Consider the following 13017-nt stretch of genomic DNA (forward strand, 5'->3'; position numbering starts at 1 on the left):
ATTTATGATTTAGATATTTTGTTCATTATGCTAATTAAATAACCCAGTCCAATAAATGCACCTGGCGCCAAAACAAATACGATCATGGTGATTGGACTTCCTCCTTCATCTAATGGATAGATAGGAATATTGAATCCAAATAGAGCACTTGATCCAAGAATTTCACGCACAGCACCCAATAATGTTAAGGCGAATGTAAATCCTAGGCCCATTCCTAATCCATCAATCATGGAACTAAAGACTGTATTCTTAGATGCAAAAGCCTCAGCCCTTCCCAATACAACACAGTTAACAACAATTAATGGAATGAATAAACCCAGTTGAGCATGTAATGCAGGAACGTAAGCATTCATAACCAAATCGACAATCGTTACAAAAGATGCGATGATAACGATGAAAGCAGGAATTCTGACTTTGTCAGGAATTTGACTCTTAATAAGAGAGACCACCAGGTTAGACATAATAAGCACAAAAGCTGTTGCCAAGCCCATTCCAAGACCGTTTGCTGCTGATGTTGTAACACCTAATGTAGGACATAATCCCAGTAATAAAATAAATACGGGATTCTCCTTAAAAAAACCTTTTGTTAATGTTTCTTTCATACTCATTATTCATTTCCTCCCACACTTTTTATAGCATCAAATGCACGATTAACAGCATCACAAAATGCTCGTGAGCTAATGGTAGCAGCAGTAATAGCGTCCACTTCTCCACCATCCTTTTTCACGCTTATGGCAAAAACGTTCGGATCTTTTCCAATAAATTGCAATGGGAACTTAGACTTAGATTCATCCATTTTATCACCTAAACCAGGTGTCTCAAAATGCTCAACAACTGCTGTATTATATATTTTTCCTTCAGCATCAACACCAACCATTATCCAAAATTTTCCGCTAAAACCTAAAGTTGTATACGTTTTAACTGCCGTACCAATGTATTCTTCTCCTTTATAGGCCTTATACAAGGTAATGGTATCTGCAACCGGATCTCTTTTATAAATACTCTTGACCAATTCGCCTTTTTCAACGAAACCTGTTGATTCAACCCGATCAAATTCAGGTAATACTTTTGTAATTGCATCGGTAACTTTTTGCGCTTTTGATGCTTTAATTTTGTCTTTTGTGAGATTATATACTCCACCCAAGGCGAAGGCTGCTACAGCTGTCACAATAAACAATGTTAATGTCATTGAAACAAATGTTGATTCTTTTTTACTTGCCATCTTATTTAGATATAATAAGTTTCCAATTAAGCTTTAATTGTTTCGCCAAACTTGGCAGGTTTAAAACCACGGTTAATTAATGGTACAAAAGCATTCATAATGAGAATAGCAAATGAAACTCCTTCTGGATAAGCACCAAATACTCGAATAATGATTGTTAAAACCCCACATCCAATACCAAAAACTAACTGACCTTTTGTGGACATAGGAGAACTGACCATATCGGTAGCCATAAAGAAAACACCTAACATCATCCCTCCTGCTAATAAATGATAAACAGGATTTAAATAAAGGCTAGGATCAACCAGCCATAAAATGCCAGATAAAATAATTGCAGAGCCTAAATAGGCAACAGGAATATGCCAGCTTATAATTTTACGGAATAACATGAAGACTGCTCCTATCAGGAGTGCAATAACGGATATTTCACCTAACGAACCTCCCATATGCCCAAATAGTAATTGGGTATAATCTGTAATCTGATGAGAAACTAATTCACCTGCTTCATTGTATTGAGGGATTCCTTTTGCAATGATCTCTCCGACAGAAGTTAAGCCTTCTTTGATTGCACCCATTTGTTCTTTGATGTTACCAAGAAAGGTAGCTCCAGAAACTGCATCGGTAGCCATACCACCAAATAATGGTTTAGCAACTGGCCAAGAAGTCATATGTACAGGGAAAGATATCAGAAGAAATACACGTCCGACTAAAGCTGGATTAAATGGATTTTTTCCCAATCCTCCAAATGACATTTTACCCATGCCTATGGCCACAATTGCTCCTATAACAATTATCCACCAAGGCAAATTAGATGGTACATTAAAGGCAAGTAAAATACCTGTAATAATTGCAGAACCATCTCCAATTGTTGAAGGCCCTTTAATTAAGTATTTCTGAATCAGGTATTCACATACAATACTGGCTGCAACTGCGATTAATGTTACACGAAGAGCTTCTAATCCAAAGAAATATACTGAAACCAGCATGGCTGGTATCATGGCAATCACCACACCCCACATAATCCTCGGTACACTTTGGTTACCATGTACATGAGGAGAGGGAGAAACTGTTAATATTTTATTGCTCATTAGTTTTGTCTTGATCTCATTATTTTACCAACCTTTGATTTTCCTAAACGGATATAATCGAGTAATGGCCTGTATGAAGGGCAAATAAACATGCATGAACCACATTCAATACAATCCATAATTCTATTTTTTTCGGCAGCGTCAAAATTCTCCATTTTGGCTACTTGAGAAAGATAAAATGGCTCTAAGCCCATGGGGCAAACAGTCGTACATTTCCCGCAACGAATACAATTAACGGCTTGACTGCGTTTTGCCTCAGTATTATTTATTATTAGAATTCCAGATGTACCTTTAACAACAGCTGCATCAACAGAGTTAAGTGCTTTTCCCATCATTGGACCACCACTGATAACTTTACCCGTGTCTTCGGGCAAACCACCAACTTTTTCGATTAGATCTGAAATTGGCGTACCAATACGAACCATGAAGTTTGCCGTTTCAGTTAAAGATTTTCCTGTTACAGTAACAATACGCTCTATTAATGGTTTATTTTTTTGAATAGCTTCATAAACGGCAAAAGCAGTTCCTACATTATTTACAACAGCACCTACTTCAATTGGCAATTTCCCACTTGGAACTTCTCTGTTGATACAGGCTTTGATCAATTGCTTCTCACCACCTTGGGGATATTGAACTTTGAGTGGTTGAACTGAAACACCTGGGTAATTGGCAGTCAAATTATTTAAATGATCGATGGCATCTGCTTTATTATTTTCAATACCAATTATTGCTCTATCTACCCCCAAACCTTTCATCAAAATCTGGATTCCAATTAGTAATTGCTCGCCTTTCTCGAGCATTAAACGATGATCAGCCGTTAAATAAGGTTCGCACTCAACTCCATTTATGATAAGAACCTCAGCCACTTTACCTTTTGGAACCATTAGTTTCACGTGGGATGGAAATGTTGCGCCTCCTAATCCTACAATACCAGCTGCTTTAATTTTTTCAATAATGTCAGCCTGTTGCAAACTACTGATATCCCTAATAATTTCTTCCGATGTATCAATGCCATCCATCCATTCATCGCCATCTACATCAATGACAACAGAACTTTTACGATAACCACTGCTATCCAAAACATCATCTATTTTCAGAACTTTACCAGAAACAGATGAATGGACATTGGCAGAAATAAAGGCTTCTCCTTTGGCTATTAACTGACCCACTTTTACCATATCTCCTTTTTTAACAATAGGAGTTGAAGGAGCTCCAAGTACCTGACTAACAGGAATTGAAACTCTGGCAGGTATAGCTAAAATTTCGATTGACTTAGCAGCTGAAATTTTATTTTCTGGTGGATGAACACCTCCAAGTTTAAATGTTTTTAAAACCATATTTTTCTTTTACTTAATCGAATTATGATTCAGTATTTTCCTTATTATCGTTAGTTTCCTTCAAATCTGGTGATTCTTTAACGGCAATATCATTTTCTGTTTTTTCTATCTTTTGCGGAGCAACTTTTTCTGTAGTAACATCTGCTGATTTAGTTGCTGCATCAGTTTTTACTTCAACAACAGGTCTTTCTTTTTTAGGTGGAAAATTAACTTCCCAAATAGCATTAGTAGGACATTCAGGTGCACATTTCCGACAAAGCTTGCAGGCTATCGGATCAATATAGGCTAAATTATTCTCAATGGTTATTGCATCGAACTTACATACTTTCTGGCATTTGCCACATCCAATACAAGCAACTGAACAATTCTTTTTGGCTGGTCCACCTTTTTCCTTATTTACACAGGATACAAAAATTCGTCTTTCCTTTTTGTTGCGCTTTCTTAATTCTAAAATATCTCTTGGGCAAGCTTTCACACAAGCTCCACATGCAATACAATTTTCTTTCACAACTGGAAGACCTGTTTCCTTATCCATATACATGGCATCAAAATCACAAGCCTCTACACAATCACCACAACCCAGACAGCCAAAGGCACAACCACCTTCTCCAGAAAACAAGGCGTTCGCCACAAAACAAGATTGAACACCATCATATTGTGCTTTTTGAGGAGAATTCTCGCAAGAGCCATTGCAACGCAACACAGCTATTTCAGGATCTTTGAGTTCGGCCTCTAATCCTAACACTTTGCCAACATCTGTCATGAGATCAGCTCCACCAACCGGACAGTTAAAGCCTTCCATGTTGCCAGCCTTAACTATTTCCTCAGCAAAATTTCGACAACCGGCAAAACCACACCCCCCACAATTTGCAGCAGGAAGCACTTCTTCAACTTCGTCTATCCGGGGATCTTCAATTACTTTAAATTTTTGAGCAACAAAAAAGAGGATAATAGCTGCAATTACTCCTATTGCGCCTAAAGAGACAACAGCATAAAGGATAATATCGTTCACTTCTTTATCTTTAAATTATCGTTAAATAACTGATTATTTACATTACTTCGGGCGCAAATATATAAACAATAGCTATCATCAAAAATTAATATAATTGATTATATTAAGTCTTAATAATAAGTAACTTGAAGATTAATGAAGAGAACGTAAAATACTATAAATAAGAGGTTTTATTTATTCGATATCGGAATACTTTTTTCAAATGATCTTTAAAAAAGTAAATGACCATATAATAAAGAGCTGTAAAAGCCAAAGCGACTCCTGCTGCAATGCCTTCTTCTTGAAAAACAGACATGCCGCCAATCAGAGTTAAAAGAATTATGATGAAAGGAAACAAATAACCTAAAAATAGTGCTTTGTATCCCATCGCACTTTCCATACCTACAAGTACTTTTTCTCCAATTTTAAACTCATTTGGAGGATTTTTTACTTCAATAACTTTCTCCTCCATGTCGGATAAATTACAAGCACCTTTGACATGACAACCTGCACAGCCTGATTTAACAATAATCTGGACATCTACTTGTGAAGTAGTAGTTTTAATTACAATTCCTTCGTGTTCAATATAATTCTTATGCTCTGACATTTCTATACTTATTCGAAGAGTTATTCTTTTAAAGCTTCAAAGATGAGAAATTTTGAATGGAATAACATTTGAAAAGCAATAATAAAAACGCCATTGCGAAAGAAGGAATATTGAAAGAATCTGCACCTTAAAAGGAGATTGCTTCGCTTCGCTCGCAATGACGTTAAATAAATAATCTATTCGTTTAAACTATTTTACCAACTTCTGATATCTTTCAGAAACGGCTTTCCAGTTCACAACATTCCAGAAAGATGAAATATAATCTGGTCTGCGGTTCTGGTAATTTAAATAATAAGCATGTTCCCAAACATCCAATCCTAAAATTGGTGTTCCTTTGCAATCAGCGGTGTCCATTAATGGATTATCTTGATTTGCTGAAGAGCATACACATAATTTCTTATTGTTATCGACTGACAACCAAGCCCAACCTGAGCCAAAACGTGTGGCAGCAGCTTTATTGAACTTTTCTTTAAAAGTGTCAAATGATCCAAATTCTGAAATAATTGCATCATTTAATAATCCGGTAGGTTGTCCGCCTCCTTTGGGCGACAATATTTTCCAGAATAATGTATGATTGAAATGTCCACCACCATTGTTGCGAACTGCTACCGGATATTTTGAAATATTTTTAATAATGTCTTCAATGTCTTTATTTATGTCATCAGTTCCTTCCAATGCTGCATTCAAATTGTTAACATAAGCAGCATGATGTTTCCCATGATGTATTTCCATGGTACGCGCATCAATATGTGGTTCTAATGCATCAAAAGCATAATCGAGTTTTGGTAATTCAAAAGCCATTTTATTATTTGTTTAATTTGATAAATTTTTAATTTAGAATCATTCTTGTTAATGCAAAGGGTGTACCAGAAAGAAAGTGTGAAGTGAAGAATTAAAAGTGTGGAGTATCAAATCTTGCAAGAGACGAGAATAAGATGACCACTTCTGGTTTAAGTTTGCAACTTAAACCGTTTTATCTCAAAAACTCAAGGAAATAATTCTCAGAGGAATGCCTTGGTTGGAGTTAGAATGGTCGAAGTTGCAAACTTCGACCAGTGCAGGGCTTTTGTTTTCTTATTGTGCTGTTCGCCCTTGCTGGTGTTCTCAACTGCAAGACTTTCATTCAATAATTTTTTTGGTGATAACACCAAAAAGGGCGCAAGGTAGTAAGTGCTAAAATATTTCGACCTGTTAGGTTTTGTTCAACCTAACAGGTCTTGAATTTTAATTATAGTCTGCTGTTTACCTTATCCCAATCAACTAATTTCCAGAATTCTGAAATGTAATCTGGTCTGCGGTTTTGATAATCTAAATAATAGGCATGCTCCCACACATCACAGGTCAATAAAGGTTTTAAACCTTTTGTCATAGGATTTTCAGCATTAGCCGTTTTTGTAATTTCAAGTTTACCTTCCATAGTTAAAACTAACCAAGCCCAGCCCGATCCAAATTGAGTAGCACCTGCTGTAGCAAATTGAGTTTTAAATTCATCGAAGGAACTAAAAGCTTCATTAATCATCTCAGCAATTTTTCCTGTTGGTTCTCCACCAGCATTTGGGGCAAATCCTTCCCAATAAAATGTATGATTCCAAACTTGTGCAGCATTGTTAAATATGCCTCCATCTGACTTTAAAATTATACTTTCCAAAGTCATGTTTTCAAATTCAGTCCCTGCAATCAGTTTATTCAGATTAGTGACATATGCCTGATGATGTTTACCATAATGAAAATCAATTGTATTTTCACTGATAACAGGCGCTAATTCATTTTTCCCATAAGGAAGTTTTGGTAATTCAAACGACATCGATTTATTTTTAATTGTGTAACTAAAATAGTGTTATGGCAATTTAATCATTTTCCAAAATAAACAAACAAGCTATATATTAATAATGCCCGAAATAAAACTAAAATGTGTTTAGCTTAATCATTTGCACAATTGCTTTGGAACAAACAGGGCAAAATTGATCACGAATAACTGATCGCATAGAGCAATTATACTGCGCACGGTAAACACCTTTTTCCAAATAGGCAGCTCCTTCATATGCTCCAATTACGTTTTTTCCAAACAAATTTGCAACAGTTGGAATAGGTGTTTGTGAATCAACCATATCCTTCCATTTTGAACTAAAATCTTGTAATGTTGTAACGTTAGCATGCCAAGGTTCTACCTCCAGCGACATCTTTTCTGCATAAGGATGATTACCAACATATTCATCAGCAAGTCCGGCAAATGAATGTCCAAACTCATGACTTAAAACAAAGTCTGACATTTTATTATCTGAAGTAAAGCTTGCATAGTGATTGTAGATTCCACCTCCACCATATTCATCGGAGTTAACGAGAATAACTATCTGATCGTAGGGAACAACAGAAGCTGCTTCAACAACTTTCCAATAGCTATTTGTCATTAAATATCGCTCGCTACCAAAAGTATTAAACCCGCAATCAAAGTGTGTATCTTCAATATGAAAATATTGAGGAAAATCAGTCCCCGTATTATTTGACCATGTTTCTAAAGCCACAACATTAAAATCATTTTTATACTTTTTATAAGGTTTAGTCTTTAAAAGCTTTTTTGCATGAAATTTAACATCTTTCAAGAATTTAGATCGCTGCTCTTTTGTATATCCTTCTGCAAGAAAAACGATATCTATTTTTTTATGTGAGTCACCATTTTTAATAATATACTTATATGGTATAATAAGCTCATCTTGTTTTATTCGTCCATCCTCAGGTATTACATTATACTCTTTTAAAGTAGTAAAAGAATTATCAGGATTTCGAACTTGAATAACAACATTCACAGGAAATTTGGGAAAAGGAAACAAAACAGATTCCTCGAATAACTGGACTGTATCTTTCGCTATTGCTGTCATCTGCCACTCTTCAAACAAGGTAGAGAATCCTTTTTGGAAAATTAAACTTGCAGTTTTCAAATCATAAATCCGTATCCGATAATTACCATAATTCAAAGGATCGATAAGGATGGTTTTTGAACCACCCCATTGTTTAATTTTACGTACTTGAACTATTTCAACAAACTGGCTATCATGGCTACCACCTAAATAGAAATTTATTCGACAAGCCTCATCGGAAAAGAAACTACTGTAGACAGGCAAATTATCACCATAAAGTTGCGTCATGAAAAGGAAGAATAATACAGCTAAAAATTTAAGTCGAATCATGAATTATACAGATATTTTTTCAAAATTAAATCAACTTTAGGCAATTTCAAGACAATCTTATAAACACTTTTTAACTACTAAATAAGATTATTAAATAAGTATTATTTTGTTGTTATTTAAATAACAGAGATGTATATTTGTGTTACGATTAAAATATTATTGCTACCATTAATCTGGCATTCGTGAAAATTTTCTAATAAAAATTCATAAAACCATGAGGTCAGAGGCTTTGAAAAGCTAACTAATGGTAACAAACAACTAATAATAAATGACGATGAAAGTAAAAAGATTTGGTGTTTCGCTTGAAGAAGATTTGTTAAACAAGTTGGATCAATATGTCATCGAGAATCATTTTCCCAATAGGTCTCAAGCAATCAGGTTACTGATTCAAAAAACAGAGGTTGAAAAAAAATGGAAAGACAATGACATTGTTGCTGGTGCTATCGTTCTTGTTTACGATCATCATAAAAGAGATTTGCAAACGCAATCCACTTCCCTTCAACACGATTTTCATGATCTGATTTTATCGGTTCAGCATGTTCATTTAAATCATGATAACTGTTTGGAGACCATTGCGGTTAAAGGAGCAGCAGGAAAACTCACGGAACTGGCTGACAAACTGATTGCTATTAAGGGAATCAGACATGGAGAATTAGTAATGACTTCAGCCTAAAATTCTAAATGATGAGCCCAAGAAAAAAAATAGAAAAACAAATTGAAAAGGACAATCTGCCGAAGTTATTGAAGCAGGCTGCAAAACTTCATGGACATTACTGTCCGGGTTTAGCAATAGGCGTGATGGCAGGACAATTTGCAATGAAGCAGCTAATAGGCAAATCTGATGGCTTAGAAGATCTCATGGCCATTACTGAAACAAACAATTGTTTTTCAGACGGCATTCAGTTTGTGACTGGATGCACATTTGGAAATAATGCGCTGGTATTTAAAGATTTAGGGAAAACAGCTTTTACTTTAGCAAAAAGAGATGGGAAAGGCATTCGCATTTCAACTCTGGTAAATTCAAAAGAATACATAAAAAAAGTTACTCAAGAATTTTCAGGTGAGTATAAAAGTGTCGTTAAAGAGCAAAGCAGAAATCCTGAGGACGTAAAAAAATTCAAAAAGTATGGAAAAAAAGCTGCGTTTGCAGTTTTAGATTTAGAATTTGATAAAATCTTCAAAGTCGAAGAAGTCAAAGTGGAAGTCCCATCATATGCACCATCACATGAAAGTATAGTTTGTGATGGGTGTGGAGAATCCATAATGGCCAGTCGAATAATTAAAATAGAAAACAGGAATTATTGCTTAATATGTAATTCAAGCATGTACATGCAATTGAATGGAAATGGAATTATCAACATAACAGAAAAAAAATGACTAACGAGATATTAATTTTAGCAGGAAGTGCTGCTGCCTTAGGATTTGTACACACTATTTTAGGTCCAGATCATTATCTACCTTTTATTGTAATGGCCAAGGCTCGTCAATGGAAAATGTATAAAACAATAATTATCACAGCTTTATGTGGAGTTGGACATGTAGGGAGCTCCATTATTGTTGGATCACTGGGAATTGGCTTAGGAATCGGAATTAATAAATTAACAGGTTTCGAATCGGTTAGGGGGAGTCTGGCAGCATGGGCCTTTATTGTTTTTGGCTTTGCCTACATGGTCTGGGGTATATACAGAGCCATTAAAAACAAACCGCACAAGCATGTTCATATACATGATGGCGAGCTTCATACCCATGAACATACGCATGAAGAAGAGCATGATCATGTTCACAAAAAAAACATTACACCTTGGATATTATTCCTGATTTTTGTTTTAGGACCTTGCGAACCCCTTATTCCTATGCTTATGTTTCCAGCTGCTGAATCCAATACTTGGGGTGTGGTTTTTGTTGCAGCAGTTTTTGCTGTTGTTACAATTTCGACCATGTTAGTTGTGGTAGTTTTACTCACAAAAGGAGTTAAATTTCTCAATATTGGTAAAGTAGAGCGATATACCCATGCCATTGCCGGAGGAATTATATTTCTATCAGGTTTTGCCATTCAGTTTTTAGGACTATAATTAAACCAGCGTATGATTGACAGAGATGACACCTATTTACAAATCATTTGTGCATTTGCAAATGCACTCGAAATAGAAATTGATTTATACACAAACTATTCTCAACGAATTGAACTCATAGCTCGTATAAAAGATAAAGATCATGAGATCGCAAGTTTACTCTCAAAATTGGGGAATATTAAAGATGCCTATCAATTTATACGTTTCGACAAGGAGCTGATTCTGAAAGCGCATGATATCTGGAAAATTGAAAGCAAGAATATTGGAGATGAACTAAATAATCAACTTGCTATTGTTAAAAAGAAAGCTGAAAGTACGGGTATTGACCTGAGTGACTTGGTTAAAGGGCTTGAGGTTGAGTAGTTCAGAATCTCACGATGCTTATTAACCAAATACGCAATTTGGCATTCTCAACATATTACCAAACTAGTTAAACTAATTTCATATTGTTGGTGACAACACCAACAAGGCAAATGGCAATAAGATCCTGAATCAAGTTCAGGATGATGAATTCTAGGATTAATGTTATAATTTTAAGGGCAGGGCTTCTCAGCAATCAATTTATCCAATTCAGAGCAGATTTTGTTTGTATCATTCTCCTGAATAACAGTTTGTATCAAGCGTAAAGCTTTGTCCATATTTGCCTTGGCTTTATCTGTTAAGCCTTCTGCAAAATCCCATTCATATCCTTTCAGGTGTAACAAATAGGTTTTAGGACTTTTATTATACACCTTCTGGCAAAGGTCTAATACAAATGAAGTAGAAACAGCATGCATCGTAAATTCTATGGTCGAATCGGATGATTCAACTCTGGAGATACAAAAGTCATCAATTTCTTCAATGGATGCATCAACAAATAAAACTACTTGTTTATCCTTAATAGCATCGGCATCTTCAATGTTTAGCTGATAGTTGCTATCTGTAGAAATATGAGACAGTTTGTTTGCTTCAACCCACTTATCCAATTCTTCAATAAATGAGTTACCCAGACCATCATCCTGACGACCTGGGTTTCCATATCCATAAATTAATAGTTCAGACATTGCTGAATTACTTTATTTTTCGATCAATTAAAATATCATCCTTATTGAAAAGTGATATTTCCAAAGGCATTTTACCCATGGCATGTGTTGCACAACTCAAACAAGGATCGTAAGCTCTGATAACTACTTCCACTGCATTCATCATCGGTTCAGTAATTTCCGTTTGATTATTCATCATGGCATTGGCAACAAAATTCACCCCATTATTCATAGGTTGATTATTATTTGTTGTCGATACAATAAGATTAGCCATTTCCACTTGATCGTTGTCATCAATTTTATAATGATGGAATAATGTACCTCGTGGAGCTTCAATAACACCAACACCCTCTTTAATCTTTTCACCTTTGGTTACTAAATCATTTCCTTGTAAATCAGGATCATTCAGTAATTCCTTCATCATTTCTGCAGAGTGAAGCGTTTCAATCAGGCGTGCCCAATGCATATGCATACACATATTATTGGGTTTTCCATTGGTATATGCTTTGTACTCTTCAAATTCTTTTTGAGCAAGTGGAGAAGGAATAAAGTCACATGTATTTAAACGTGCTAATGGACCCACTCTGTACCAGCCTTTTTCTTTACCAAGATGCTTGAGATAAGGGAATTTCATGTAACTCCAATTTCTTACTTCTTCCTCGATATACTTATTATAATCCTGATAATCAACATCATCAAGTATGCGATTACCCTGAGCATCAACGGCCCTGATTACACCATGATAAAGATCTAAAGCACCATCTTTCCGAACCAAACTCAAATGGTTTGAATCGAAATAGGAGAAATTATCAATAAACTCAGCATTGCCTTTGTGATATCCTTTGAAGAAATCCAATGCTCCCTGAGCCCATGTAATCATTTGATCAATGTTCAATGGATCAGCTCCATGCAAGAAATTATCTCTTTCTTCTAGTGAAAGGTTTTTGTTAATTCCACCAGGAATAGCCCCTGTACCATGAATTTTTTTCCCTGCAGTTGCTTTGATGATTTCCTGTCCATATTTTCTCATCATTACTCCTTGCACTGCCAGATCTTTAAATTCCATAGCAACACCAATCACATTTCTTACTGCTGGATTTGCATCATAACCGAATAATAAATCAGGAGAGGTTAAATGAAAGAAATGCAAAGAATGCGATTGGAACATTTGTCCATAATGCATTAATCTCCTCATTTTTTCACCTGTGGCAGTTAATCCTTCTCCATATCCAGCACCAACAATAACATCCAATGCTTTTGCAGCTGCTAAATGGTGACTAACAGGACAAATTCCGCAAAGTCTTTGAACCAAAACAGGCATTTCCCAATATGGTTTTCCTTGAACAAAGCGCTCAAATCCACGAAACTCAACAATATGAAGTCGGGATTGAGTTACTTTTAAATTTTCATCCATGTGAATAGTAACCTTTCCGTGACCTTCCACTCTTGTTACTGGTTCTATAGTGATTTTCTTTGTCATCTTTCTACATTAA

Annotated in this window: 15 protein-coding genes; 4 read left to right on the top strand and 11 right to left on the bottom strand. The window is 35.5% G+C overall.

The annotated features are described in order from the left end of the window. Nucleotides 1-2: 2 nt before the first annotated feature. From HOG71_02010 to HOG71_02050, 9 genes are all read right to left on the bottom strand, one after another. Nucleotides 3-608, bottom strand: coding sequence for an electron transport complex subunit E (locus tag HOG71_02010; GenBank protein MBT5989602.1), 606 nt, complete (start codon nucleotides 606-608; stop codon nucleotides 3-5). Beyond that, nucleotides 608-1222, bottom strand: a complete 615-nt coding sequence (locus HOG71_02015) for an RnfABCDGE type electron transport complex subunit G (GenBank protein ID MBT5989603.1) — start codon at nucleotides 1220-1222, stop codon at nucleotides 608-610. Before HOG71_02015 ends, HOG71_02010 begins: the two co-directional genes overlap by 1 nt. A gap of 26 nt (nucleotides 1223-1248) precedes the next feature. Next, on the bottom strand, nucleotides 1249-2310 hold the full coding sequence (locus HOG71_02020) for an RnfABCDGE type electron transport complex subunit D (protein ID MBT5989604.1): 1062 nt from the start codon (nucleotides 2308-2310) through the stop codon (nucleotides 1249-1251). Next, on the bottom strand, nucleotides 2310-3647 hold the full coding sequence (gene rsxC, locus HOG71_02025; GenBank protein MBT5989605.1) for an electron transport complex subunit RsxC: 1338 nt from the start codon (nucleotides 3645-3647) through the stop codon (nucleotides 2310-2312). Before rsxC ends, HOG71_02020 begins: the two co-directional genes overlap by 1 nt. A gap of 22 nt (nucleotides 3648-3669) precedes the next feature. Further along, a complete protein-coding gene (locus tag HOG71_02030; protein ID MBT5989606.1) occupies nucleotides 3670-4650 on the bottom strand; it encodes a Fe-S cluster domain-containing protein in 981 nt (326 codons plus the stop codon). Between the two features lie 163 nt (nucleotides 4651-4813). Continuing rightward, complete coding sequence (locus HOG71_02035) at nucleotides 4814-5245, bottom strand: SoxR reducing system RseC family protein (GenBank protein ID MBT5989607.1); 432 nt, start codon at nucleotides 5243-5245, stop codon at nucleotides 4814-4816. A gap of 189 nt (nucleotides 5246-5434) precedes the next feature. Then, nucleotides 5435-6046, bottom strand: coding sequence for a superoxide dismutase (locus tag HOG71_02040; GenBank protein MBT5989608.1), 612 nt, complete (start codon nucleotides 6044-6046; stop codon nucleotides 5435-5437). 427 nt (nucleotides 6047-6473) lie between these two features. Beyond that, complete coding sequence (locus HOG71_02045; protein MBT5989609.1) at nucleotides 6474-7049, bottom strand: superoxide dismutase; 576 nt, start codon at nucleotides 7047-7049, stop codon at nucleotides 6474-6476. A gap of 100 nt (nucleotides 7050-7149) precedes the next feature. Further along, the gene (locus HOG71_02050) at nucleotides 7150-8430 is read right to left on the bottom strand and encodes a peptidase (protein ID MBT5989610.1); all 1281 of its coding nucleotides are present in this window, start codon (nucleotides 8428-8430) and stop codon (nucleotides 7150-7152) included. 274 nt (nucleotides 8431-8704) lie between these two features. Between HOG71_02050 and nikR the strand changes: the two genes are divergently transcribed. The 4 genes from nikR to HOG71_02070 are packed head-to-tail and all read left to right on the top strand — an operon-like array spanning nucleotide 8705 to nucleotide 10865. Next, nucleotides 8705-9103 (top strand): nickel-responsive transcriptional regulator NikR, encoded by a 399-nt coding sequence (nikR, locus tag HOG71_02055; protein MBT5989611.1) that lies wholly within the window; start codon nucleotides 8705-8707, stop codon nucleotides 9101-9103. A gap of 11 nt (nucleotides 9104-9114) precedes the next feature. Further along, nucleotides 9115-9807, top strand: coding sequence for a formylmethanofuran dehydrogenase (locus tag HOG71_02060; GenBank protein MBT5989612.1), 693 nt, complete (start codon nucleotides 9115-9117; stop codon nucleotides 9805-9807). Beyond that, nucleotides 9804-10502: a hypothetical protein gene (locus HOG71_02065; protein MBT5989613.1), complete on the top strand. Its 699-nt coding sequence runs from the start codon at nucleotides 9804-9806 to the stop codon at nucleotides 10500-10502. The genes HOG71_02060 and HOG71_02065 overlap by 4 nt, the downstream gene beginning before the upstream one ends. A 12-nt stretch (nucleotides 10503-10514) precedes the next feature. Then, complete coding sequence (locus HOG71_02070; protein MBT5989614.1) at nucleotides 10515-10865, top strand: hypothetical protein; 351 nt, start codon at nucleotides 10515-10517, stop codon at nucleotides 10863-10865. A 170-nt stretch (nucleotides 10866-11035) separates the two neighbouring features. On the opposite strand, the gene HOG71_02075 is transcribed toward HOG71_02070, so the two are convergent. Next, nucleotides 11036-11545: a hydrogenase maturation protease gene (locus tag HOG71_02075; protein ID MBT5989615.1), complete on the bottom strand. Its 510-nt coding sequence runs from the start codon at nucleotides 11543-11545 to the stop codon at nucleotides 11036-11038. Nucleotides 11546-11552: 7 nt separating this feature from the next. Beyond that, nucleotides 11553-13004 carry a Ni/Fe hydrogenase subunit alpha gene (locus HOG71_02080; protein MBT5989616.1) on the bottom strand — a complete coding sequence of 484 codons (1452 nt, stop codon included), beginning with the start codon at nucleotides 13002-13004 and terminating at the stop codon, nucleotides 11553-11555. Nucleotides 13005-13017: the final 13 nt, after the last annotated feature.

It is taken from the genome of Bacteroidota bacterium (assembly GCA_018698135.1).
Lineage (GTDB): Bacteria > Bacteroidota > Bacteroidia > CAILMK01 > JAAYUY01 > JABINZ01.